Origin of the sequence: Streptomyces sp. NPDC096136 (genome assembly GCF_044763325.1) — a bacterium.
GTDB lineage: Bacteria > Actinomycetota > Actinomycetes > Streptomycetales > Streptomycetaceae > Streptomyces.
Map to the genome: position 1 here is coordinate 304333 of NZ_JBIWFZ010000001.1, position 22928 is coordinate 327260.

Here is a 22928-nt window from a genome sequence, read left to right on the forward strand (position 1 = left end):
TGGAATGGAGGATGGTCCCGTCCCGTGCCGGCTCAGTCCGCTGCGGCCGGCGGCGGGAGCACGGGCAGCCGCAGGACCATGCGGGCGCCGCCCGGGGAGTGCTCGGCCGCGAGGGTGCCGCCGTGATGGGTGGCCAGGTCGCGGGCGATGGCCAGCCCGAGGCCGGCGCCGCCGTGGTCGCGGCTGCGGGCGTCGTCGAGGCGGGTGAACCGCTCGAAGACCCGCTCCCGGTCGGCCGGCGGGATGCCGGGGCCGTCGTCGCGGACCTCCAGGACGGCGGTCCGCGCCCGCGCGGGTCCGCACGCGCGCAGCGTCAGCTCCACCCGCCCGGCGGCGAACCGCTGGGCGTTGTCCAGCAGATTGGTCACCACCCGCGTCAGCCACAGCTCGCTGCCCTCCACCACGACCCCGTCCTCCGCGCGGACGCGTACGGGGACCCGGTCGCCCAGCCGGGAGTCCACGGCGTCCCGCACCAGGTCGCCCAGGTCCAGCCGGACGGACGCGGCCGGCTGCGCCGCGTCGATGCGGGCCAGCAGGAGCAGGTCGGAGCAGAGCCGCTCCAGCCGGTCGGTGTCCTCCAGCGCCCCGCCGATCAGCTCCGGCCACAGCTCGGGGTCGCGGACCGCCAGGGCCACCTCCAGCTGCGTGCGCAGCACGGTGAGGGGGCTGCGCAGCTCGTGCGAGGCGTCGGCGATGAACTGGCGCTGGCGTATCCCGGAGGACTCCAGGCGGTCCAGGGTGCTGTTCATCGTCAGGGCCAGCCGGGCCACCTCGTCGCCGGTGGCCGGTACGGGGACCCGGCGGTGCAGGTCGCGGTCGCTGATCTCGGCGACCTCCGCGCGGATCGCCTCGACGGGCCGCAGGGCGCGGCCGGTGACCCGCCAGGTCACCAGCGCCACCAGTGCCAGGAGCAGCGGCCCGCCGACGACGAGCGCGGCGGTGGTGGTGTCGTCGGCCGCGTCCACGTCCCGCAGCGAGGTCCCGACGTAGACGGCGACCAGGCCGTCGGGGGTCTGGGTGGTGACCTGGACGACCCGCTGGCGGTGCTCGCCGCCGAGCGGGCGGATCCGCCAGGTGTGGAAGACCGTGCCCGGACGCAGGGGCCCGGCGGCGGGCCCGAGCGCGGGCAGACCGGCCAGGTTCGGGGTCGCGCGCAGCACCCGGCCGCGGGCGTTGACCACCTGCACGAAGTCGGCGCCGTGCAGCGGAGCCCGCATCCGGTCGAGGCGGCCGCCGGAGGCGAGCTGCGCGACGGCGGAGGCCTGCTCCTCGGCGTCGCGCTCGGCGTTGCGCAGCATGCCGGCCCTGAGCAGCCCGAGCAGCGCGACCGAGGCCAGGGCCAGGGCCACGGCCACGACGACGACGGCGCCGGCGGTGGCCCGCGCGCGGACCGTGGTGGGCCGCAGCCGGCGCAGCAGGGACCGGCACCGGCGCAGCAGCGGTGCCAGGGCGCGCGGGGCGCGCGCCGCCGCGGTCTCAGCCACCGTCGGCCGCCAGCCGGTAGCCCACGCCGCGCACCGTCTCCAGGGCGGACCGGCCGAACGGGGCGTCGATCTTCCGGCGCACCGCGCTGACGTGCACCTCGACCACATTGGGATCGCCGTCGAAGGCGCTGTCCCACACCTGCTCCAGGATCTCGCGCTTGGGCACCACCTCGCCCGGCCGCCGGGCCAGGTACTCCAGCACGGCGAACTCCCTCGCGGTCAGCCGTATCTCCGTGTCCCCCCGCGAGCACAGGTGGCGGGCCGGGTCCAGCAGGAGGTCGCCGACCCGGAGCGACTGCGGGCCCCGGCGGCCGGTGCGCCGGCCCAGCGCGCGCAGCCGGGCGACCAGGACCAGGTAGGAGAAGGGCTTGGAGAGGAAGTCGTCGGCCCCGGTGTCCAGGGCCTCCGCCTCGTCGTACTCGCCGTCCTTCGCGGTGAGCATCAGGATCCCGGACTCGTTGCCGGCCGCGCGGAGCCTGGCGCAGACCCGGTAGCCGTTGAGGCCGGGCAGCATGATGTCGAGCACGATCAGGTCGTAGTCGTGCTCGCAGGCCATCCACAGCCCCTGCGGGCCGTCGTGGGCCACGTCCACCGAGAAGCCCTCGGACTGGAGGCCCCGCTGCAGGGCAGCGGCGAGCCGCCGTTCGTCCTCCACCACCAGTACGCGCATGCCGACCAGGGTCTCAGGCCCGGCCGGCGCTTTGCTGAAGGGGTCTTCAGCAGGCTTCAGGTGGGCTTCAGCATCGCCTCGGCAGGCTCTGGGGCGAGCCGGGTGCGGTGCCCGGTGGTTCCCGAGGAGTCCCGCCATGTCAGAGTCCTTCCCGCAGCCCGAGCAGAGCCCCGAGCCGCAGACCGAGGCCGTCGCCGGTGACGGCGCGGCCAAGCGCAAGGGTCGCCTGGGCCGCGTGGTGTCCCGCGGCGCCGGCGCGCGCTGGGCGGTGGCCGGAGCGGCTGCCGCGGTGATCGTGGGCGGCGGGGCCGCGGCCGTGGCGGTCGCCGGCCACCACCACGGCCACCACGACCCGATGGCCAAGGGCGGCCGCCCGGCCTGGTCCGAGCCCGACCACGAGGGCGAGCACGGCGGCAGGCACGGCGGCGGCCACGACGGCGGACGCGAGGGCCGGCGCCCCCACCCGAAGAAGCCGATGGTCCAGGACGGCGCCGGCGCGCCCGGGAGCTTCGCGAAGAAGGCCCCGGCGGCCCCCGCCCCGCTGCCCCAGCTGCCGATCGACCAGGCCGCGCAGAAGGCGGCCACGGCCGTCCCCGGCGGCAAGGTCGAGGCCCTGCGCGCGATACCCCAGGAGGGCGGCGGCAGCGCCTGGCAGGCCGTGGTCCTCGGCCCGGACGGCGTCCGCCACGCGGTGACCCTCTCCGGCACGGACGGCACCCCCACCGCGAACACCCCCCTCTCGAAGGCCTAGCCCGCCCGCGCCAGGCCCCCGGCCCGGCCCCCGACCCGGCGTCCGTCCCGGCCGCCGTGTGTCCCGGGGGCCGCCCCGGGGGATGGCGCGCAGAATGTAGGGGAGCCCTCCGCCCCCGTCCGGGCGGACGCGGCCACCGGGCGTGCCCCGGGCAGAGGAGGCGACTCGTGCCGTCGGACCAGCCGGGGGGCGCGCCGTCTGCCGGGCCGCTCCGCTCCGAGCCCGGTTCGCTGCTGGAGCACGTGCCCGTCGCCGTCCTCGGCCTGGACCCCGCCGGCCGCGTCCGGTACTGGGGCCCGGGCGCGCGGGAGCTCTTCGGGTACGAGGCCCCCGCCGCGCTGGCCCGCCCCGCGGCCGCCCTCTTCCCGGAGCCGGCCGAAGGCCCCGGGCCGGCCGAGCGGCTGGTGGAGCGGGCCCTGGCCCTGGGCTACTGGCGGGTCCGGCTGCCCGTCCGGCACCGCGACGGCACCGTCTTCGACTGCGGCTTCCGCGCCTTCCCGGTGACCGGCTCCGCCGACCGCGACGACGGCACGGTGGTCATGGCCCTGGCCAGCAGGGGCGACGAGCTCGACCGGGTGAAGACGAACCTCGCCTTCCTCGACGCCCTCTTCGAGACCTGCCCCATCGGGCTGGTGATGCTGGACGAGCAGCTGCGCTACGTCCACCTCAACCAGGCGCTGGCTGACATGGACGGGATCCCCGTCGCCGACCACCTGGGCCGCGACACCGGCGAGATCATGATCACCACCGACGGCGGCGAGTTCCGCCGGATGCTGCGCGCCGTCGCCGACGGGGGCCGCCCCCTGGTCGGCGTCCTGGTCGGGATGCGCACCGCCGGGCGCCCCGACGTGGACCAGGTGCGCTCCGTCAGCCTCTTCCCCCTCAGCGGGGCGGTCGGCACGGGGCGCGGGGTGGGCGGACTGCTCGTCGACGTCACCGACCGCGAGCGGGCCCTGCTGGAGGCCACCGCGGCGCGCCGGCGCCTGGCCCTGCTGGACCGGGCCAGCGCCCGCATCGGCACCACCCTCGACGTGGACACCACCGCCCGCGAGCTGGTCGACGCCACCGTGCCGGACTTCTGCGACGGCTCCGTCGTGGAGATGGTCGAGTGGATGTACCCGTCCGAGGCCTTCGACCCGGACCTGCCCCTGATCACCCGCCGGATCGCCACCGGCACCGTCCTGCCGCCGCCCGCCGCCGAGCTGCTGTCCTCCCTGGACCGGGTGACGTACCCGCCGGGCTCCAGCATCCACCGGATGCTGAGCACGGGACGCCCGGTCAGCGTCAGCGTCGACGAGTTCACCGCCCGGACCGTCGGCCGTGACCAGCGGGCCCGGCGGATCCTCGACAGCGGCCTGGCCTGCGTCCTCGTCGCCCCGCTCATCGCCCGCGGCCACGTCCAGGGCATCGCCCTCTTCGGCCGGTCCGCCGCCCGCCCCGCCTTCACCGGGCAGGACCTCGGCCTCGCCGGCGAGATCGCCTCGCGCGCCGCCCTGTGCCTGGACAACGCCCGCCTCTACAGCCGGGTCCAGGACATCTCCCTCACCCTCCAGCGCGCCCTGCTGCCGACGGCCCCGGACGAGACCGCGCACGTGAGCGTCGCCCACCGCTACCTGCCGGGCAGCCGCGCCACCGAGGTCGGCGGCGACTGGTACGACGTGATCGCCCTGCCCGACGGCCGGGTCGCGCTCGTCGTCGGCGACGTCATGGGACACGGGGTGCCCGCCGCCGCCTCCATGGGCAGCCTGCGCATCACGGCCCGGGCGCTGGCCCGCCACAGCCCCGACCCCGGGGCCCTGCTCGCCGAACTCGACACGACCGCCCGGGACACCGGCGTCGAACTGGCCACCTGCCTCTACGTCCTCTACGACCCCCGCACCGGCCGCGCCCGCATCGCCAACGCGGGACACCCCCCGCCGCTGGTGCGCCACCCCGACGGCACCGTCGAGACCCTCGGCGGCGTCCTCGGCGTCCCCCTCGGCGTCGGCGGCGTCCCCTTTCGCACCAGCGGGGCCGAACTGCCCGACGGGGCCGTCCTGGCCCTGTACACCGACGGCCTCGTCGAGGCGCGCGGCCAGGACATCGACGAGGGGCTCGACGCCCTGCGCGCCGAGCTGGCCCGGGCCGCCGGGCCGCTGGAGCGGGAGGCCGACCGGATCCTCGCGGCCCTGCTGCCCGACGGGGCGACCGACGACACCGTCCTCGTCCTGGCCCGGCTCAGCCGTAGGGGCGACGGGTCCTAGGACTCCTCCAGCAGGCGGGCGGCCATCGCGCGCATCTCGACCTTGCGGATCTTGCCGGTGACGGTCATGGGGAACTCGTCCACCACGTGCACGTAGCGCGGGATCTTGAAGTGGGCGAGCCGGCCGTCGCAGTACGCGCGCACGGACTCGGCGGTGAGAGGCTCGGCCCCCTCCCGCATCCGCACCCAGGCCATCAGCTCCTCCCCGTACTTCGGGTCGGGGACGCCGATGACCTGGACGTCCAGGACGTCCGGGTGGGCGTGGAGGAACTCCTCGATCTCGCGCGGGTAGAGGTTCTCGCCGCCCCGGATCACCATGTCCTTGATCCGGCCGGTGATGCTCAGGTAGCCGTCCGCGTCCATCACCGCCAGGTCGCCGGTGTGCATCCAGCCCTCCCGGTCCACCGCCTCGGCGGTCCGGCCCGGCTCGCCCCAGTAGCCGATCATCACCGAGTAGCCCCGGGTGCACAGTTCGCCGGGGGTGCCGCGCGGGACGGTCCGGCCGCTCTCCGGGTCGACCACCTTGACCTCCAGGTGCGGGCCCACCCGGCCGACCGTGGAGACCCGGCGCTCGACCGAGTCGTCCGCGCGGGTCTGCGTGGACACCGGCGAGGTCTCCGTCATGCCGTAGCAGATGGACACCTCGGTCATCCCCATCCGCTCGATGACCTCGTTCATCACCTCCACCGGGCAGGGCGAGCCCGCCATGATCCCGGTCCGCAGGCTCGACAGGTCGTACCCGTCGAAGCCGGGGGCGGCCAGCTCGGCGATGAACATGGTGGGCACCCCGTACAGGGAGGTGCAGGCCTCGGCCTGCACCGCCGCCAGGGTGGCCGCCGGGTCGAAGGCCGGCGCCGGGATCACCAGTGCCGCGCCGTGGCTCGTGCAGGCCAGGGCCCCCATGACCATGCCGAAGCAGTGGTAGAAGGGCACCGGTACGCACACCCGGTCCGCCTCGGTGTAGCCGCACAGCTCCCCGACGAAGAATCCGTTGTTGAGGATGTTGCGGTGCGAGAGGGTGGCGCCCTTGGGGAAGCCCGTGGTCCCGGAGGTGTACTGGATGTTGATCGGGTCGTCCGGGTGCAGGCCGGCCGCAGCCCGGGCCAGCGCCGCCCGATCGCCCCGACGGCCGCGCTCCAGCAGCGACTCCCACAGCGGCCCGTCGAACAGGACCGTGAACTCCAGGTCGGGGCAGCGCGGCCGGACCTCCTCGACCATCCCCGCGTAGTCGGAGCTCCGGAAGCGCTCCGCCGCGACCAGCAGCCTGGTCCCGGACTGGTTGAGGACGTACTCCAGCTCGTGCGAGCGGTACGCCGGGTTGACCGTGACCAGGATGGCCCCGATCTTCGCGGTGGCGTACTGGACGAGCGTCCACTCCGCGCGGTTGGGCGCCCAGATGCCCACGCGGTCCCCCCGCTCGATCCCGAGGTCCAGCAGCCCGAGGGCGAGGGCGTCCACGTCGGCGGCCAGCTCCCGGTAGGTCCACCGGCGGCCGGCGGCCACGTCCACGAGGGCGTCCCGGTCGGGGAAGCTCCGTACGGTCCGGTCGAGGTTGTCCCCGATCGTCTCCTCCAGGAGCGGGACCTCGGCGCTCCCGGACGCACAACTCGACGCGACGGACACACGTACCTCCTGGGCGGGGAGCCGGGACGGCGGCGGGCGCGCCCGGCTCGTGGCCCGGCGCCCGCCCATGATCGCCTCCAGGGGCCCGTCCCGCCAGATCCCGAGGGGTGGGATTCACACCCCCGCTAATCGAGCACATGTTCGGACAGGGGAGTAGGGTCGAACCATGCACGCACTCCAGGGGTCCCTCTTCGACCAGACCGACGAGATCCGGCTCGGCCCCCTCACGGCGGTGGAGCGCACGGAGCTGGGGGCCGGCGCCTGGGTCGACCGGCTCCCCGGATGGCTGTCCGGGGCCGACGCGCTGTTCGAACAGCTCGCCGCCGGGGTGCCCTGGCACGCCGAGCGGCGGCAGATGTACGAGCGCGAGGTGGAGGTGCCCCGCCTGCTGGCCTTCTACCGGGCCGGCGACCCCCTCCCGCACCCGGTGCTCACCGAGGCGCGCGAGGCCCTCGGCCGGTACTACGCCCCCGAACTCGGCGAACCCTTCGTCACCGCCGGGCTCTGCCTCTACCGCGACGGCCGCGACAGCGTCGCCTGGCACGGAGACCGCAACGGCCGCTCCGCCACCGAGGACACCCTCGTGGCGATCCTCTCCGTCGGAGACCCCCGCGACCTCGTCCTGCGCCCCCGCGACGGCGGCCCCACCCTGCTGCGCCTGCCGCTCGGCCACGGCGACCTCGTGGTGATGGGCGGCTCCTGCCAGCGCACCATGGAGCACGCCGTCCCCAAGACGGCGCGCGCCGTCGGCCCCCGCATCAGCGTCCAGTTCCGCACCCGCGGCGTACTGTGAGGCCATGCGCAGCCGGAGCCTTCTGCGGGGCTGGTGGGCCGCACTCCCGCCCGCGGCGGGCGGCGCCGTCATGGCCGCCGGAATCCTGTCCGTCGGCCTGGAACTGACGGGCCGCCGCCTCCTCTCCCTCGCGGCACTGGCCGTCTCCGCCGCGCTCTGGCTCCTGCTGGCCGCCGACTTCACCGCCCGGCTCGCCGGTGACCGGGGCCGCTTCCGGGCCGAGGCCGACACCCCGGCCGCCCTCACCGCCGTCGCCGCCACCACGGTGCTCGGCACCCGGATCTCCCAGCTCGGCCGGCAGGACGCGGCCGCGGCCCTGCTGGCCCTGGCCGCCCTGATCTGGCCCTGGCTGCTCCTCGGCGTCCTGCGGCACTGGCGGCGCCGCATGCCGGGCGTGGTCTTCCTCGTCTGCGTCGCCACCCAGGGACTCGCCGTCCTGGGAGCGGCCCTGTCCACCGTCCACCACCTCGCCTGGCTGGCACGGGCCGCGCTCGTCCTCTTCTGTCTGGGCGTCCTCCTGTACGCGCTGGCCCTCCAGCGCTTCGACCTCCGCGAGGTGTGCGGCGGCGCGGGCGACCACTGGGTCGCGGGCGGCGCCCTGGCCATCACCGCCCTGGCCGGCGCCAAGCTCACCGCCTCGCCCGTCGGAGCCGCCGGCCCGGCCCACACGGTCCTGAGCGCCGCCACCCTGACCGCGCTCGCGCTCTCCCTCGCCTGGTACGCCGTCCTGCTCGCCGCCGAGGTCCGCAGCCCCCGCCCGGGCTACGACATCCGCCGCTGGTCCACCGTCTTCCCCCTCGGCATGACCGCCACCGCCTGCCTCACCGCCGCCTCCGTGACCGGCCCGGCCTGGCTGCGCCCGCTGGGCGAGGTGCTGCTGTGGATCGCGGTCGGCGCCTGGGTCCTCACCTTCGCCGCCTGGCTCCTCACCCTCACGGCCTTCCCGCGCTCCCGCCGGCCGCACCGCCCGCGTTCCGGGTGACCGCCGACCCCGCCGACCCCGCCGTCCGCAGGTCCGGCGGGCTCCGCGTCCCGCACCGGTACGGGACGTGTCACAGCCCCGCTACAGGCCCGTGACCAGTCGTAATTAAGTACCGGGCGGCCCCTTCCGCACGTGAGAATGAGCCATCTCGAACCGGGAGGAACCCATGAGCCAGGACCACCTGACTCTCCATGACCTGATGCCCGCGCAGGCACTGGCGGAGGCCGTCGACGCCGGGTACGTGACCCGCAAGCGGCACCCCGAACTGCCGCTGTCCATCTACACGTACACGCGCAGCGCGCAGTACGAGCGGGTCTGGAACCAGGTCACCACGCGCTGCCGGGGCCTCGTCGCCGACGACGCCACCGGAGCCGTCGTCGCACTGCCGCTGCCGAAGTTCTTCAACGTCGGCGAGCACGAGTCCGGCCAGCCCTACGCGCCCGCCCTGCCGGACGAGCCGTTCGAGGTGTACGACAAGGTCGACGGCAGCCTCGCCGTCGTCTTCCACTACGCGGGCCGGTGGCACGTCGCCTCCAAGGGCTCCTTCATCAGCTCCCAGGCGTCCTGGGCCCAGCGCCGCCTCGACGCCCGCGACACCGCGGCCCTCGTGCCCGGCACCACCTACCTCGCCGAGATCCTGTACCCGCAGAACCGGATCGTCGTCGACTACGGCGACCGCCGGGACCTCGTCCTGCTCGCCGCCTTCGACCCGGCCGGCGCCGAGGTGCCGCTCGCCGAGGCCGCCGTCCACTGGGAGGGCATCGGCTCCGTCGTGAAGGTGTGGCCCGCCATGCCGCTGCCCGAACTCCTGGCGCTCGCCGAGTCGAACACGCTGCCCGGCGGCGGCCCGGCCACCGGGATGGACGCCGAGGGCTTCGTCCTGCGGTTCGCCTCCGGCGTCCGCGCCAAGGCCAAGCTCTCCGAGTACGTGCGCCTGCACAAGCTGCTCACCGGCGTCACCGAGCGGGACATCTGGCGCAGCCACGGCGTCCAGCGCTTCTCCGGGACCTCCGCCAAGCGCCTGGCCCAGGGCCTGGGGCTCTCGGTCGCCGAGCTCGGGGGCATCCGCTCCCGGGGCGGCCGCCCCCTGGACGCGCTGCTGGAGCAGGTCCCCGACGAGTTCGACACCTGGGTGCGCGAGGTGATCGCGGGCCTGGAGGAGGAGTTCGCGCGCCGGGAGCGGGCCATCGACGAGGCCTACGAGCGGTTCGAGCACCTCGCGGACGACCGCGGCGCCTTCGCCCGGGCCGTGCGGGAGCTCCGGGACGGCGACCTGCGCGGCGCCATGTTCATGCGGCTGGACGGTCGCACCACCGAGCTCGTCACCTGGCGGGCCGTGCGGCCCGAGACGGCCGATCCCTTCACCACCGACGAGGAGAACTGACATCGTGTCCGAAGAGCCCGAACTCCCCGTGGTCCACGTCATGACGGGGTTGCCGGCCTCGGGCAAGACCACCGCCGCGCGCGCCCTCCAGACGGAAGCGGCCGGGCGGATGCGCCGGGTCAACCTCGACGACCTGCGGGCCATGCTCGACGTACCGGACCCCGAGCGGGGCCGCTCGTACAAGCACGAGCAGACCGTGCTCGCCGTCCAGGACGCGGCGGTCGCCGCGGCCGTCGCGGACGGCTTCGACGTGGTCGTCGACAACACCCACCTGACCTCGCACATCCCCAAACGGCTCAAGGCGGCCGTGGCCGGCCGGGCGCGGTTCGTCGTGCACGACTTCACCGACGTGCCCGTCGAGGAGTGCCTGCGCCGCGACGCCGCGCGGGAACGGCCGGTGGGCGAGGAGATCATCCGGATCCTGGCCGAGAAGCACGCGAAGGCCCGCAAGGGCGGCTGGCGGCTGACCGCGGAGTGGCTCAACGACCAGCCGCCGGTAAGGCCGTACGCCGCGGACCCGGCGCTGCCCGCGGCCGTGATGTGCGACATAGACGGCACGCTCGCCCTGACCGGGGACCGCGGCCCGTACGACTTCTCGCGCTGCGAGCTGGACCTGCTGAACGAGCCGGTGCGGCACGCGCTGGACGCCTTCCGGCGCGGCGGGGACCGGATCGTGCTGCTGTCGGGGCGCGGCGAGGAGCACCGGCCGCAGACCGAGTCCTGGCTGCGGGCGCACGCGGTGCCCTACGACGAGCTGTGGATGCGCGCGGCGGGGGACACGCGCCGCGACGACGTGGTCAAGGCCGAGCTGTTCGACGCGCACGTGCGCGAGCGCTACGCGGTGCGCGTGTCCCTCGACGACCGGGACCGGGTGGTCGCGGTCTGGCGCCGGATGGGCCTGCCCACCTGGCAGGTCAACTACGGCGACTTCTGATCCGGGGTACGCGGCCGGCCGCCGTGCCCGCCCCCGCGGAGGCGGGGCGCGCACGGCGGCCGGGACGGTCGTGACCGGTCGCGGTCAGTCGCGGCACCACCGGACGGGCTTGAGGTCCTTGACGTAGCGGGCCGAGACCCAGTCGTGCTCGTAGCGGTCGTGGGTCATGCGGTCGCGGAGCTTCGAGCGGCCCTCGCCGTCGGTGTCGTCCTTCCAGTCGTCCCGCTTGTCGTCCTTCCAGTCGTCACCCGGGTCGATCAGGTACCAGATGTCGTTCCCGGCGACGTTCTCGCCGCGCGTCTTGCACTTCAGGGCCAGCGTCTCGCCCGGGTACACCTTGTACTGGAGGTGGGAGTGGGTGGTCGGCTCGCTGCGGACGCTCAGCGGCCCGCGCGAGACGACCTTGCCCAGGGAGTAGCGGTGCTTGTGGTGGCCGCCGTCCTCGTCGTAGGAGTCGTCGTCGTCCCTCCCGTCCCGGGGGCCGTCGAGACGGGCTCCGCCGTGGGCCGCCGGACCCTGGTCCGCGACGGCGGCGCCCCCGCCGACCAGGCCGAGCACCAGGCTTCCGGCGGCCAGGGCGAGGATGGTCCTGGTGGGCTTGAGCATGAGCGGCTCCTCTGGGAAGACTCCCGCTCGCCGCGCTGCGCGGCGAGGCGCGGCGGCCCGGCGGCCGCCAGGCACGACTATGACGACGACGGCCGTGGGGGCTCCCGGCGGCGCGCCGCCGCTTAGCCCGATATGCCCAATGTGTTCCTGGGGTCCGCGAAGATGCGGGCCGCAGCGCCCCGAGCCAGAGTGGGGCGCATGGGTATCGAAGACTACGGCGGCGGCCCCGGCGCCCAGCAGACCGGCGTCCTGGTCGTCACGACCAACGACGTGCCCGGCTACCGCGTCGAGCAGGTCATCGGGGAGGTGTTCGGGCTCACCGTGCGCTCCCGGCACCTCGGCAGCCAGATCGGCGCCGGCCTGAAGTCCATGATCGGCGGCGAGCTGAAGGGCCTCACCAAGACACTCGTGGAGACCCGCAACCAGGCCATGGACCGGCTCATCGAACAGGCCAAGGCCCGCGGTGCCAACGCGGTGCTGATGATGCGCTTCGACGTCACGGACGCCTCGGACGTCGGTACCGAGGTGTGCGCGTACGGCACGGCCGTCGTCCTGGTGCCCGCCGGCGGCTGACCGGCTGACCGGCTGACCGGCTGACCGGCTGACCGGCGGGCCCGGGACGCGACGGCGCCGTGGCCGCGCCCGGGCCCGTCAGTGGACCCGGTAGACCTGGCCCGTCTGCGCCCCCTCGACCGACCGCACGAAGGCGGTCGCCGCACGGGCCGCGGGCACGGCCTCCATCCCGGCGAAGAAGGGGCCGTAGGCCGGCAGGGACTCCTCGACGACCGTCGGGCTCACCACGTTGATCCGCTGCGGCGGCAGTTCGATCGCCGCGGCGCGCACGAAGGCCTCCACCGCGCCGTTCGCCGCCGAGGCGGCCGCGCCGGCCAGGATCGGCTGCTCCGCGAGGACGCCGCTGATCAGCGTGAACGAGCCGGTCGGGGCCACGTGCCCGGCGCCCTGGCGGACCAGCTCGATCTGGCTCAGCGCCTTGCCCCGGAACGTCGCCGCGAAGTCGTCCGGGGTCAGCTCGGACAGCGGCCGGAACACGGCGTCGCCGGCGGCGACCGCCACCGCGTCCAGCGGCCCCGCCTGCGCGTAGAGGCGGGCCACCTGCTCCGGGTCCGTGACGTCGGCCACCAGGTCGCCGCCCGAGCGGCCCACGCCGACCACCTCGTGCCCGCGCGCCGCGAGCGCCTCGCGCACGGCGCTCCCCAGCGTGCCGCCCGCGCCGACCAGCAGAATCCTCATCCCGACCTCCAAGGTCCCCGCCCGGGGGAACCTCCCCCGTGCACCCCCGACGCTAGGGACCGCGCGGGCCGTCCGGAAATGCCGTCTGGGCAGCGACTATGCTCCACAGGCATGGACGACGTGGAACTGCGGCACCTCAGGGCGCTCGACGCGGTGGCCGAAGCCGGCACGATCACCGCCGCCGCGGCCCGCCTGCACATGACGCAGCCCGCCCTCTCGCGGACCCTGGCCCAACTGGAGACCCGCGTCGGCGTCCGGCTGGTGGACCGCTCCTCCCGGCACCTGGCCCTCACCGCGGCCGGCGCCACCCTGCTCGGACACGGCCGGGCGATCCTCTCCCACCTGGACGCCGCCCTCGCCGACACCCGGGCGGTGTCCCGCCCGCTGCGCCTCGGCTACACCTGCGCGGTGCTCGGGCGGCAGACCGTACCGCTGATGCGCGCGTGGCGCCGTACGCACCCCGGCACCCCGCTCGACGTGGTCCGGCGCGACAACGGCACCGCGGGCCTCGCCACCGGGGACGCCGACGTCGCCGTCCTGCGCATCCGCCCCGAAGACCCGCGGATCCGCAGCGAGGCCCTCTACGCGGAGGACCGGGTCGCCGCCCTGCCCGACGACCACCCGCTCGCCGACCGGGACGGCGTCCTGCTCGCCGAGCTCGCCTCCGGCCCGGTACTGCCGCTGGCCGTCTGGCCCGAGGCCGGCACCGCCTCGCCGGACCTGTGGCCGCCGCACCGGCGCCCGGCCCGGACGGTCGCGGTCGGCAACGTCGACGAGTGGCTGAACCTGATCGCCACCGGCGGCGCCTTCGGCGTGGCGACGGCGGGCACCGCCGAGAGCCACGGACACCCGGGCGTCCGCTTCGTCCCGGTCTCCGACGCACCGCCGGCCACCGTCTACCTGTCCTACCCGCACCACCCCACGCACCCGGGGACCCCCGAGTTCCTCGCCGCGGTCCGGGAGGCGGTCAGCGGTTGAGGCCTTTTCGGGCGTTCCCGCGTACGGGCGGCCCCCGCGGCGGGCATCCTGCGCACAGGGCCCCGGACGCCGGGGACGAGGACGAGGACGAGAACGAGAGGCAGGGCCGCACGATGACCGCAGGCAAGACCGCCGCAGAGGTGTTCGACGCGCTCGCGGAGCGCTACGAGGAGGCGTTCGGCGGCATCCCGGCCCAGCGGCAGGCCCTGGACTGGCTCACCGGGCGGCTGCCCCGCGGCGCCCGCGTGCTCGACGTCGGCAGCGGGACCGGCCGCCCCACGGCCGAGACCCTGGTCCGCGCCGGCTGCGCCGTGACCGGGATCGACGTCTCCGCCGAGATGGTCGCCCTCGCCCGCACCCGGGTCCCCGGGGCCCGCTTCGAACAGGCCGACGTCCGCACCTACGCCCCGCCCGGACCCGACGGCTTCGACGCGGTCTGCGCCTTCTTCCCGCTCCTGATGATGGACCAGTCGCAGATCGCGGCCTCACTGGAGCGGATGGCCTCCTGGACGGCGCCCGGCGGCTACCTCGTCGTCGCCACCGTCCCGGGCGACATCGACCGCCTCGACATCGAGTTCATGGGCCACCGGGTCACCGTCAGCAGCCTCTCCGCCCAGGAGTACCGGCGCCGGATCGAGGCGGCGGGGCTGGAGGTGCTGCACCACGAGACCGTGCCGTTCCACCCCGCCGGCGGCCTCGCCGACCCCGAGGAGCACCTCTTCTGCTACGCGCGGCGCCCCCTGGCCTGAGGCCCCGCCGCGGAGCCCCGCCGCCAGGCCGCCGACCACCACCGCCAGGCCCAGCCACACGGCCGGCCCCGGCACGCCGCCGCCCGACAGCGCGCCCGCACCGGCCGCCGCGAGCGGGGCGACCCCCGTCAGCAGCCCCGCCCGGCCCGAGCCCACGGCCGCCACCGTGCGGTACCAGAGCAGGAACGCCACCGCCGTCACCAGCACCGCCAGGTAGCCCACCGCCGCCCACTGCGCCGCCCCGAGCTCCGTCACGGCGGACGCCGGCTCCGTGGACGACGCCAGCCCCGCCAGCACCACCGCCCCCATCCACACCGCGTGCACGGACACCCCCCACGCCCCGAGCCGCCCCAGCACCGGCACCGCCAGCAGTGTGAACCCCGCCTCGCAGGCCAGCGCCAGTGCGGCCCAGCCCACCCCGGCGGCGTCCGTACGCCCGGCCCCCTGGACCAGCACCGCCCCCGCGACCACCACCGGCGCCGCCAGCAGCACCCGCCGGCTGGGCCGGCGCCGCTCCAGCAGCGGGCCGATCACCCCGAGCACGACCGGTACGGAGGCCACGGCGACGGCGATCACGGCGGGCTCGGCGTGCCCCACCCCCCGGACGACGGCCACGTTGAACAGCACCAGACCGGTCACCGCCACCCCGGCCAGCCACAGCCACTCCCGCCCCCGCGGGCGCGGCAGCGGGACCCCGGCGGCCCGGGCGAGGAGGACGAGGAGCAGCGCGGCGGCCGCGTAGCGCACCGCCTGGGCGGTGAACAGCGGGGCCTCGGACAGGGACCGCGAGACGGTGACGCTGCTGCCGACCAGCGCCATGCCGACGACCCCGGGGGCCAGGTCGCGCACGGAGGCTGCGGGGAGGGAGGGGGAGGTGCTCATACGGACCAGCCTGGGGGCACAATGGCCCGGTGAGCAGGTCCAAAGAAGCCCCCGACGACAGGTCCACAACCGCCGGCTCCGCCCCGGCCGGCTCCGCCACGACCTCCTCCGCCCCGGCCTACGCCTCCACCGCCTACGCCTCCACCGCCGGCTCCTCCACGACCGGCTCCTCCAGCACCGGCTCCGACTTCCTCCAGCTCGACATCGGCCGGGCCCCCGAGGGCGGCCGCACCGAGTGGCTCGCCGGCCGGCTGCGGGCCGCCATCGCGGACGGCACCCTGCCCGTCGGCAGCCGGCTGCCCGCCACCCGGGTCCTGGCCGCCGAACTGAACGTCTCGCGCGGTCTGGTGACGGAGGCCTACCAGCGGCTCGCCGAGACCGGCCAGGTGGCGGGCCGCGGCCGGGGCGGCACCGTGGTCGTCGCGGCCCCGCCGCCCCCGCCGCCCGCCGGTGCGGACCGGCCCGCCGCGCCCCGCGGCGGGCCGGTCGACGCCCTGCGCGCCGTGCCGTGCCGGATCGACCTCTCGCCCGGCGTGCCCGACCTCACCGCCTTCCCGCGCACCGCCTGGCTCCAGGCCGAGCGCCGGGTGCTCGCCGGCCTCACCGCCGCAGACTTCGGCTACGGGGACCCGCAGGGCGCACCCGCCCTGCGGGAGGCCGTCGCCGGGTGGCTGGCCCGCAACCGCGGGATCCGCGCGGACCCCGGCGAGGTCGTCGTGGTGGCCGGGGTCGCCCAGGCCCTGGGACTGCTCGCGGCGGTACTGCGCGGGGCCGGCGTGCACCGGGTGGCGGTGGAGGACCCCGGCTCGCTCGGGGCGAGGCAGCAGCTGGAGCACGGCGGACTGGACACCGTGGGGATCCCGGTGGACGGGGCGGGGCTCGACGTGGCCGCGCTGCGGGGGAGCGGCGCCGGGGCCGTCCTGCTGACCCCCGCCCACCAGTTCCCGACCGGGGTCGTGCTCGACGGGGAGCGCCGCCGCCGGCTGCTGGCCTGGGCGGCGGCCGGGGGACTGGTCCTGGAGGACGACTACGACGCCGAGCACCGCTACGACCGCGCCCCCGTCCCCGCCCTGCGGGCCCTGGCGCCGGAGTCCGTCTGCTACGCCGGCAGCGTCTCCAAACTGCTCGCGCCCGCGCTGCGGCTGGGCTGGCTGCTGGTCCCGCCCCGGATGCGCGACGAGGTCGTCGACGCCAAGCGGTACGCCGACCTCGGCAACCCGGTCCTCGCCCAGCTCGTGCTGGCACGGCTGATGGACTCGGGCGAACTGGAGCGCCACCTGCGCTTCGTGCGCCGGCGCCACCGCCGCCGCAGGGACGCGATGCTCGGTGCCGTCGCCCGGCACCTGCCCGGCGCCCGGGTGCACGGCGCGGCGGCGGGCCTGCACCTGATGGTCACCTTCGACGGCGCGTCCTTCCCCGACACGGCGCTGGCCACCGCCGCACTGGCCCTCGGGGTCAAGTCCCACCCGCTGTCCTGGCACCGCCTGCGCCCCGGCCCGCCGGGCCTGGTCCTCGGCTACGCCGCCGGCGCGGCCGCCGAGATCGAGGAGGGCGTGGCCCTGCTGGGCCGGGCCCTGCGCACCTGCACCCGGGGCCCACGGCGCTGACGCCGCCGGGGCATCCCGCGCCTACGGCGGACCCCGGCGGATCCCGCGGAAAATATTTCGGGAACGGCGGCAACCGATCGCGGACCCGCGCGTCGTGCGGGGGTGAAGGGCGAAGTTCCGCGCCCTGGACCCGACCGTGGAGATGCACCGTGAAGAACCTGAAGCGCGTTCCCCTGTCCGCCCGCCGGGCGGCCGCCGTCGCCGCCGCCACCGGGGCGGTCGTCGCCCTCGGCGGGCCGGCCTTCGCCGCGCAGGCGCCTTCCGCCACGCCGGCGCCGCCCTCCACCTCGGCGGCGCCGCACCCGGTGCCCTCGCAGCCGGCCAACGGCCAGCCCTCCGCCGTGCCCGCCCAGCCCGGCGGCAAGCCGACCCCGGTCCCGACCCACCCGGGCGGCGGCAGCGGCCAGCCCTCGGCCATGCCCTCGCTGCCGCCGGGCGCCACGCCCAGCCCGTCCGTCTCGCAGCCCGGCAGCGGACAGCCGTCCGCCGTCCCCTCGGGGGCGCCCGGTTCCGGCGAGGGCTCCGAGCTCGCGCATACTGGCTCCTCGGCGACCACCGTCGCCCTCGGCGCCGGAGCGGCCGGGCTCATCGCCGTCGGCGCGGGCGCCCTCTTCACCGTGCGGCGCCGCGCCGGCAACTGAGGAAACACGTGCTCGCACTCGCACCGTCCGCCGGCCCCGCCGCGCCCGGTTCCTTCCGGGCGTGGCGGGGCTTGTGGTGGTGGCTCACCCGACGCGAAAGCCCCGCCCCGCCGGCCGGACCCGGCGCGCACCCCTACCCGTACACCTACGGCACGGCCGGCCGGGGGGACGCCGGCGACCCCGCGCCGACCGTCAGCGAGCTCTACCACGCCCACCGGCTGTCCATGGTCCGCCTCGCGGTGCTCCTCGTGGACGACCTGGGGACCGCCGAGGACGTGGTCCAGGACGCCTTCACCGCCCTCTACAGGCGGCACGGGGAGCGGATCACGGAGGTGGACAACGCGCTGGGCTACCTGCGCACCTCCGTCGTGAACACCGCGCGCTCCGTGCTGCGCCGCCGCCGCACGGCCCGCGCGTGGGTGCCGCCCGCCACGGCCGACGTGCCCTCCGCCGAGGCGTCCGTCGTCCTGGACGAGGCGCACCGCGAGGTGCTGGCGGCGCTGGGCCGGCTGACCCCGCGCCGCCGCCAGGTACTGGTGCTCCGGTACTGGGCCGACCTCAGCGAGGCGGAGATCGCCGAGACCCTGGGCATCAGCCGGGGCTCGGTGAAGTCGAACGCCAGCCGCGCCCTGGACGCGCTGGAACGGATTCTGGAGGGAAGGGTATGACCGGCGAACGCCCCGTGGAGCGCCGGCTGCGGCAGGCCATGGCGGCCCGGGCCGAGGAGGTCACCGTGCGCTCGCTGCGCCCGGCCGACCCGCCGGGCCCGCACCTCAAGGCGCCCCGCGTCCGGCTGCGCCGTGCGGCCTGGGGCCTCGCGGGGCTGTCCGGCCTGGCGGCGGCGGCCCTGGCGGGCTACCTGGTCCTCGGCCCGGACGAGGTCCCGCCCCGCCCGGTTCCGCCGGCCGCGCCGCCGGAGCTCACCCCGACACCGACCCCGACCCCGGGCGGGCCGTCGAGCGCGACGCCCTCGCCGGTGCCGTCGCAGCCGTCCACGGGGGCGGCGAGCCCCCGCCCCACGCCGACGCCGTCGGCCCCTTCGGCGCGCCCGCCGCGCACGACTCCCGCGCCCCCGCCGACGCACGGCCCGGTGCAGGGCTCGGCCGTGCCGTCCTCCGGGTCGGGCGCCGGACAGCCGTCCGCCTTCCCGAGCCCTCCGAGGTAGCGGGCCCGGGTCCCCCCGCCGGGGGCTATCCGTGCAGGTTCTCGACGGCCGCCACCAGCGGGGCCAGTTCCGGGCGGCCGGCGGCCTCGTCGAGGGCCTCGCGCAGGGCGGCCGCGTTGGTGGGGCGGGCCTCGGCCAGCAGGTCGAGGCCCGCCCCGCTCACATCGGTGTAGATGCCGCGCCGGTCCGTGTCGCAGAGGTAGCGGTTCAGCAGTCCCCGGTCCTCCAGTCTGCTGACCAGCCGGGTCGTCGCGCTCTGGCTGAGCACCACCGACTCCGCCACCTGGTTCATCCGCAGGTGCCCGCCCGGCCCGTCGTGCTGGCGGCTGAGCACGTCCAGCAGGGAGTACTCGCGCACGCTCAGCCCGTGCCCCGCCTGCAGGGCCCGCTCCAGGTGGGCCTCGATGCGGCCGTGGAGGAGGGAGAGGGCGCACCAGCCCTGGGCGAGGGGGGCGGGGGCGCTGTCCGTGGCCGTCATGGGCTCCTCCGTCGTCAAGGCGCACGCCCGCGGCGCGCGCGTGCGCGTACGACCCAGGATAGGGGACGCGCGCAATAGCCCGCGCTTGCGAATATCAGGCGTCTGCAATTAATGTGGGCGACGGTAAACGGCTGGCGCAATCTTCCGGCCGCTCCTCCCGCACCGACCTCCCCCCACCCTGAAGGGCCGCACGCCCATGCCTCTCGCGCTCCTCGCCCTCGCCATCGGGGCCTTCGGGATCGGCACCACCGAGTTCGTGATCATGGGCCTGCTGCCCGAGGTCGCCGCCGGATACGGCGTCTCGATCCCGACCGCAGGCTTCCTGGTCACCGGCTACGCCCTCGGTGTCGTCCTCGGCGCCCCCGTGATGACCGTCCTCGGCACCCGCGTCCCCCGCAAGCGGATGCTGATGCTGCTGATGGGCCTGTTCGTCGCCGGCAACGTGCTCTCGGCGCTCGCCCCGACCTTCGGGGTGATGCTGGCCGGCCGGGTCGTCGCCTCCCTCGCCCACGGCGCCTTCTTCGGGATCGGCGCGGTCGTCGCGGCCGGGCTCGTCGCGCCCGAGCGCAAGGCCGGCGCCATCGCCCTGATGTTCACCGGCCTGACCGTGGCCAACGTGGTCGGCGTCCCGCTCGGCACCCTCGTCGGCCAGCACCTCGGCTGGCGCGTCACCTTCCTGATCGTCGCCGCCCTCGGCGTCGTCGGCCTGCTGGGCATCGCCCGCCTGGTCCCCGAGCTGCCCCGCCCCGAGGGCGTGCGGATCCGCCACGAACTGGCAGCCTTCCGCAACGTCCAGGTGCTGCTCGCGATGGCCATGACCGTGCTCGGCTTCGGCGGCGTCTTCGCGGCGATCACCTACATCACCCCGATGCTGACCAACGTCGCCGGCTTCGCCGACACCTCCGTGACCTGGCTGCTGGTCCTCTTCGGCCTGGGCATGGTCGCCGGCAACCTCGTCGGGGGCCGCTTCGCCGACCGGGCGCTGATGCCGATGCTGTACGCGTCCCTGGGCGCGCTGGCCCTCGTCCTCGCCGCCTTCACCCTCACCGCCCACAGCAAGGCGGGCGCCGCCGTCACGGTCGCCCTCATCGGCGCCCTGGGCTTCGCGACCGTGCCGCCGCTGCAGAAGCGGGTCCTCGACCAGGCCGCGGGCGCCCCCACGCTGGCCTCCGCCGTCAACATCGGCGCCTTCAACCTGGGCAACGCCCTCGCCGCCTGGCTCGGCGGTCTGGTCATCGGCGCCGGCCTCGGCTGGACCGCCCCGAACTGGGTCGGCGCCGCCCTCGCCGCCTCCGCCCTGGCCTTGGCCCTCGTCTCCGGCGCGCTGGAGCGCCGTACGGCGGGCGCGAGCCGGGTCGTGGCGGCCGGGACCCCCGCCGCCCCCGCCCCCGTCCACCACTGACCCCCCCACCGATCCACCCCCCACCGATCCACACCCGCACAGGAGCACACCGCATGTCCCGCACCACCCGTACCGCCGTCTCCCCGCTGACCACCGAGGACGCCGAACTGCTCGTCACCGCCGCCCGTACCGCAGCCGGGGCGGCCGGGGTCGCGGTCAGCGTCACCGTGCTGGACGCGGGCGGCCACCCGCTGGCCTTCCGCCGCGACGACCGGGCCGTCCTTATCTCCGGCGAGACCAGCACCCGCAAGGCCTACACCGCCCTCCAGCTGGACGCCCCCACCGCCGCCCTCACCGAGGCCGTCCTGCCCGGCGGTCCCTTCCACTCCCTGCCCACCGCCCTCGACCGCCCGCTGCTGTTCATCGCCGGCGGCCTCCCGGTCCACCGCGACGGCCATCTCGTCGGAGCCGTCGGCATCGGCGGCGGCGCCCCCGAGCAGGACCACGCCTTCGGCGAGGCCGCCCTGGAGGCCCTCGGCCGCGCCGACTCCGGCGCCTGAGCCCGCCCGGCCCGGGGCGCCCCCTTGCGTGCCGGGTCGCGCGCACCGGTCCCCCGTGCCAGCTTGGTACGGGGGACCGGTGCATCATGAGGCGGACGAAGAGAAGGCACGGCACGGGACGGGCCATCGCGACGGCAGCGGCCGCCGCCCTGGTCTCCTTCGCCGTTCCGGCGTGCTCCGCGGGAGCCGAGGACACGGGCGCCGCCCCCGGCGCCACCGCCCCGCCGGGGAGTCCTCCGCCGGCCTCCGCCACCCCGACCCCGCCGCCGGCCTCCTCGTACCCGCTGTCCAGCGCCCCGCGCACCGTCCCGGCCGTCCGCGAGCACACGCCGGCCCGGGGGCCCGGCTGGAAGCCCGCGCCCGCCGGCCGGGTCCTCGTGGCCCCCGCCGACAGCGCGGCGCTCTCCGACGAGGCCCGGCTGCTGGCCGGCGAGCTGCACCTCGGGTACGCCGAGTCCGACCAGGCCCGGCCCGGCGACGTCCGGCTGGCCCTCGGGGCGAAGGGGGCGCCCGAGTCCTACACCCTCACCGTCCGGGACGGCCGGGTCACCATCACCGGCCCCGACGAGGCGGGCGTCTTCTACGGCACCCGCACCCTCAAGCAGGAGATACGCGGGGCCGGGGCGGCCCCCGAGGGCACGGTGCAGGACGCCCCGGCCAAACCGCAGCGGGGGCTCAACCTCGACATCGCCCGCAAGAACTTCGCCCCCGAGTGGATCGAGGACCGGCTGCGCGAGATGGCCGACCTCAAGCTCAACCAGCTCGGCCTGCACTTCTCCGACGACCAGGCCTTCCGGATCGCGTCGGACACGCACCCCGAGATCGTCTCCACCCCGCACCTCACCAAGGCCGACGTCCGGCGGATCACGGCGCTCGCCGCCCGGCTGCACATCGCGGTCGTCCCCGAGATCGACTCGCCCGGCCACCTCGGCGCGGTGCTGCGGGCCCACCCGGAACTGCAGCTGCGCGACGCGTCGGGCCGGGCCGTCAAGGGCGCCGTGGACATATCCGACCCGGCGTCGGCCAGGCTCGTGGACGACCTGCTGCGCGAGTACCTGCCGCTGTTCCCGGCCGGAGCCTGGCACCTGGGCGCCGACGAGTACCAGGCACTGGTCGTCAAGGACCCGGAGGCCTCCTTCCCGCAGCTCGCACGCGCCGCGCGCGCCCGCTACGGGGCAACGGCCCGGGTGCAGGACCTGGCGACGGGCTGGCTCAACGACCGGGCCGCGGTGGTCCGCCCCTCCGGCAAGGCGCTCAAGGCGTGGAACGACGGGATCTTCGCGGGCGGTGTCGCCCGGGCGGCCCCGGACATCCAGGCCGAGTACTGGACCGGCAAGGAGTACGGCGCCCGGCCGCCGACGGAGTACCTGAGCGCGGGCCGCAAGGTGGTCAACCTCAACGACGAGTACCTCTACTACGTCCTCGGCGAGCCCAACCAGTTCACCTACCCCACCGGCAAGCGGATCTACGAGCAGTGGACGCCGCTCGTCCTGCGCGGCAGCACCGCCGTCCCCGCCGCGTACGACCCGCAGGTCCTCGGCGCCCGCCTCGCCGTCTGGTGCGACCTGGCGGCCTCCCAGACCCCGGCCCAGGTGGCCGCCGGCATCCGGATGCCGCTGGCCGCGCTCTCCCAGAAGCTCTGGGACCCCCGCCCGCCGCAGGCCTCCTGGCCCGATTTCCAGGCCCTCGCCGGCCGTCTCGGGCCCTGACCGCGACCGCTGGGCGGTCACCGGCGTCCGCCCGGCAGGGCCGGAGGTCAGCACTCCGCAACAAGCCGATCCCAGCGCGGTGACGAAGCGCGCCCGG

General features: G+C 76.0%; 22 protein-coding genes and 1 pseudogene. 16 read left to right on the forward strand and 7 right to left on the reverse strand.

Translation table 11 applies throughout. From position 1 onward, the window contains the following. Positions 1-32: 32 nt before the first annotated feature. A complete protein-coding gene (locus ACIRBY_RS01355; protein ID WP_403895230.1) occupies positions 33-1406 on the reverse strand; it encodes an ATP-binding protein in 1374 nt (457 codons plus the stop codon). Positions 1407-1476: 70 nt separating this feature from the next. Continuing rightward, positions 1477-2154, reverse strand: coding sequence for a response regulator transcription factor (locus ACIRBY_RS01360; RefSeq protein ID WP_403894311.1), 678 nt, complete (start codon positions 2152-2154; stop codon positions 1477-1479). 136 nt (positions 2155-2290) lie between these two features. Here ACIRBY_RS01360 and ACIRBY_RS01365 point away from each other — a divergent pair, with 136 nt between their 5' ends. Continuing rightward, complete coding sequence (locus tag ACIRBY_RS01365) at positions 2291-2905, forward strand: hypothetical protein (RefSeq protein ID WP_403894314.1); 615 nt, start codon at positions 2291-2293, stop codon at positions 2903-2905. 167 nt (positions 2906-3072) lie between these two features. After that, the gene (locus ACIRBY_RS01370) at positions 3073-5148 is read left to right on the forward strand and encodes a SpoIIE family protein phosphatase (protein ID WP_403894317.1); all 2076 of its coding nucleotides are present in this window, start codon (positions 3073-3075) and stop codon (positions 5146-5148) included. Here ACIRBY_RS01370 and ACIRBY_RS01375 read toward each other — a convergent pair. After that, a complete protein-coding gene (locus ACIRBY_RS01375; protein ID WP_403894320.1) occupies positions 5145-6839 on the reverse strand; it encodes an AMP-binding protein in 1695 nt (564 codons plus the stop codon). The genes ACIRBY_RS01370 and ACIRBY_RS01375 overlap by 4 nt on opposite strands. Positions 6840-6936: 97 nt before the next feature. On the opposite strand from ACIRBY_RS01375, the gene ACIRBY_RS01380 reads away from it, so the two are divergent. The 4 genes from ACIRBY_RS01380 (at position 6937) to ACIRBY_RS01395 (ending at position 10863) form a co-directional block, all read left to right on the forward strand. Then, complete coding sequence (locus tag ACIRBY_RS01380; protein WP_403894323.1) at positions 6937-7563, forward strand: alpha-ketoglutarate-dependent dioxygenase AlkB; 627 nt, start codon at positions 6937-6939, stop codon at positions 7561-7563. A 4-nt stretch (positions 7564-7567) separates the two neighbouring features. Further along, complete coding sequence (locus ACIRBY_RS01385) at positions 7568-8545, forward strand: tellurite resistance/C4-dicarboxylate transporter family protein (RefSeq protein ID WP_403894326.1); 978 nt, start codon at positions 7568-7570, stop codon at positions 8543-8545. A gap of 166 nt (positions 8546-8711) precedes the next feature. After that, positions 8712-9929, forward strand: coding sequence for an RNA ligase (locus ACIRBY_RS01390; protein WP_403894329.1), 1218 nt, complete (start codon positions 8712-8714; stop codon positions 9927-9929). 4 nt (positions 9930-9933) lie between these two features. Continuing rightward, positions 9934-10863: an AAA family ATPase gene (locus ACIRBY_RS01395; protein ID WP_403894333.1), complete on the forward strand. Its 930-nt coding sequence runs from the start codon at positions 9934-9936 to the stop codon at positions 10861-10863. A gap of 84 nt (positions 10864-10947) precedes the next feature. Here the strand turns inward: ACIRBY_RS01395 and ACIRBY_RS01400 are convergent, their stop codons facing one another. Next, on the reverse strand, positions 10948-11469 hold the full coding sequence (locus tag ACIRBY_RS01400; protein ID WP_403894335.1) for a hypothetical protein: 522 nt from the start codon (positions 11467-11469) through the stop codon (positions 10948-10950). Positions 11470-11667: 198 nt separating this feature from the next. On the opposite strand from ACIRBY_RS01400, the gene ACIRBY_RS01405 reads away from it, so the two are divergent. Continuing rightward, a complete protein-coding gene (locus ACIRBY_RS01405) occupies positions 11668-12042 on the forward strand; it encodes a YbjQ family protein (RefSeq protein ID WP_366454615.1) in 375 nt (124 codons plus the stop codon). A 78-nt stretch (positions 12043-12120) separates the two neighbouring features. Here the strand turns inward: ACIRBY_RS01405 and ACIRBY_RS01410 are convergent, their stop codons facing one another. Continuing rightward, positions 12121-12720 carry a short chain dehydrogenase gene (locus ACIRBY_RS01410; protein ID WP_403894338.1) on the reverse strand — a complete coding sequence of 200 codons (600 nt, stop codon included), beginning with the start codon at positions 12718-12720 and terminating at the stop codon, positions 12121-12123. Between the two features lie 111 nt (positions 12721-12831). On the opposite strand from ACIRBY_RS01410, the gene ACIRBY_RS01415 reads away from it, so the two are divergent. Continuing rightward, positions 12832-13698, forward strand: coding sequence for a LysR family transcriptional regulator (locus ACIRBY_RS01415; protein WP_403894341.1), 867 nt, complete (start codon positions 12832-12834; stop codon positions 13696-13698). 113 nt (positions 13699-13811) lie between these two features. Continuing rightward, a complete protein-coding gene (locus ACIRBY_RS01420) occupies positions 13812-14447 on the forward strand; it encodes a class I SAM-dependent methyltransferase (protein ID WP_403894344.1) in 636 nt (211 codons plus the stop codon). Positions 14448-14480: 33 nt separating this feature from the next. Here ACIRBY_RS01420 and ACIRBY_RS01425 read toward each other — a convergent pair. Continuing rightward, positions 14481-15329, reverse strand: a pseudogene (locus ACIRBY_RS01425) (EamA family transporter); the annotation flags it as partial. Between the two features lie 29 nt (positions 15330-15358). Here ACIRBY_RS01425 and ACIRBY_RS01430 point away from each other — a divergent pair. The 4 genes from ACIRBY_RS01430 (at position 15359) to ACIRBY_RS01445 (ending at position 18742) form a co-directional block, all read left to right on the forward strand. Next, a complete protein-coding gene (locus tag ACIRBY_RS01430) occupies positions 15359-16936 on the forward strand; it encodes a PLP-dependent aminotransferase family protein (protein ID WP_403894347.1) in 1578 nt (525 codons plus the stop codon). Between the two features lie 149 nt (positions 16937-17085). After that, positions 17086-17577 carry an LAETG motif-containing sortase-dependent surface protein gene (locus ACIRBY_RS01435; protein WP_403894350.1) on the forward strand — a complete coding sequence of 164 codons (492 nt, stop codon included), beginning with the start codon at positions 17086-17088 and terminating at the stop codon, positions 17575-17577. Positions 17578-17585: 8 nt separating this feature from the next. Next, positions 17586-18245, forward strand: coding sequence for an RNA polymerase sigma factor (locus ACIRBY_RS01440; protein WP_403894353.1), 660 nt, complete (start codon positions 17586-17588; stop codon positions 18243-18245). Beyond that, entirely contained in the window at positions 18242-18742 is a 501-nt protein-coding gene (locus ACIRBY_RS01445; protein WP_403894355.1) for a hypothetical protein, read from the forward strand. Before ACIRBY_RS01440 ends, ACIRBY_RS01445 begins: the two co-directional genes overlap by 4 nt. Positions 18743-18767: 25 nt before the next feature. On the opposite strand, the gene ACIRBY_RS01450 is transcribed toward ACIRBY_RS01445, so the two are convergent. Further along, on the reverse strand, positions 18768-19220 hold the full coding sequence (locus ACIRBY_RS01450) for a MarR family winged helix-turn-helix transcriptional regulator (RefSeq protein ID WP_403894358.1): 453 nt from the start codon (positions 19218-19220) through the stop codon (positions 18768-18770). A 196-nt stretch (positions 19221-19416) separates the two neighbouring features. On the opposite strand from ACIRBY_RS01450, the gene ACIRBY_RS01455 reads away from it, so the two are divergent. The 3 genes from ACIRBY_RS01455 to ACIRBY_RS01465 all read left to right on the forward strand — a co-directional run bounded on the left by ACIRBY_RS01455 (position 19417) and on the right by ACIRBY_RS01465 (position 22831). Next, complete coding sequence (locus ACIRBY_RS01455; RefSeq protein WP_403894360.1) at positions 19417-20622, forward strand: MFS transporter; 1206 nt, start codon at positions 19417-19419, stop codon at positions 20620-20622. Positions 20623-20675: 53 nt separating this feature from the next. Continuing rightward, a complete protein-coding gene (locus ACIRBY_RS01460; protein ID WP_403894363.1) occupies positions 20676-21122 on the forward strand; it encodes a heme-binding protein in 447 nt (148 codons plus the stop codon). Positions 21123-21208: 86 nt separating this feature from the next. Next, positions 21209-22831: a glycoside hydrolase family 20 protein gene (locus ACIRBY_RS01465; protein WP_403894366.1), complete on the forward strand. Its 1623-nt coding sequence runs from the start codon at positions 21209-21211 to the stop codon at positions 22829-22831. Positions 22832-22928 lie beyond the last annotated feature (97 nt).

Coding starts and splice junctions, on each gene's coding strand:
- ACIRBY_RS01450 (WP_403894358.1), bottom strand. CDS start 19,220: ATGACGGCCACGGACAGCGCCCCCGCCCCCCTCGCCCAGGGCTGGTGC.
- ACIRBY_RS01460 (WP_403894363.1), top strand. CDS start 20,676: ATGTCCCGCACCACCCGTACCGCCGTCTCCCCGCTGACCACCGAGGAC.
- ACIRBY_RS01380 (WP_403894323.1), top strand. CDS start 6,937: ATGCACGCACTCCAGGGGTCCCTCTTCGACCAGACCGACGAGATCCGG.
- ACIRBY_RS01465 (WP_403894366.1), top strand. CDS start 21,209: ATGAGGCGGACGAAGAGAAGGCACGGCACGGGACGGGCCATCGCGACG.
- ACIRBY_RS01365 (WP_403894314.1), top strand. CDS start 2,291: ATGTCAGAGTCCTTCCCGCAGCCCGAGCAGAGCCCCGAGCCGCAGACC.
- ACIRBY_RS01420 (WP_403894344.1), top strand. CDS start 13,812: ATGACCGCAGGCAAGACCGCCGCAGAGGTGTTCGACGCGCTCGCGGAG.
- ACIRBY_RS01415 (WP_403894341.1), top strand. CDS start 12,832: ATGGACGACGTGGAACTGCGGCACCTCAGGGCGCTCGACGCGGTGGCC.
- ACIRBY_RS01375 (WP_403894320.1), bottom strand. CDS start 6,839: ATGGGCGGGCGCCGGGCCACGAGCCGGGCGCGCCCGCCGCCGTCCCGG.
- ACIRBY_RS01455 (WP_403894360.1), top strand. CDS start 19,417: ATGCCTCTCGCGCTCCTCGCCCTCGCCATCGGGGCCTTCGGGATCGGC.
- ACIRBY_RS01385 (WP_403894326.1), top strand. CDS start 7,568: ATGCGCAGCCGGAGCCTTCTGCGGGGCTGGTGGGCCGCACTCCCGCCC.
- ACIRBY_RS01360 (WP_403894311.1), bottom strand. CDS start 2,154: ATGCGCGTACTGGTGGTGGAGGACGAACGGCGGCTCGCCGCTGCCCTG.
- ACIRBY_RS01400 (WP_403894335.1), bottom strand. CDS start 11,469: ATGCTCAAGCCCACCAGGACCATCCTCGCCCTGGCCGCCGGAAGCCTG.
- ACIRBY_RS01445 (WP_403894355.1), top strand. CDS start 18,242: ATGACCGGCGAACGCCCCGTGGAGCGCCGGCTGCGGCAGGCCATGGCG.
- ACIRBY_RS01405 (WP_366454615.1), top strand. CDS start 11,668: ATGGGTATCGAAGACTACGGCGGCGGCCCCGGCGCCCAGCAGACCGGC.
- ACIRBY_RS01390 (WP_403894329.1), top strand. CDS start 8,712: ATGAGCCAGGACCACCTGACTCTCCATGACCTGATGCCCGCGCAGGCA.
- ACIRBY_RS01410 (WP_403894338.1), bottom strand. CDS start 12,720: ATGAGGATTCTGCTGGTCGGCGCGGGCGGCACGCTGGGGAGCGCCGTG.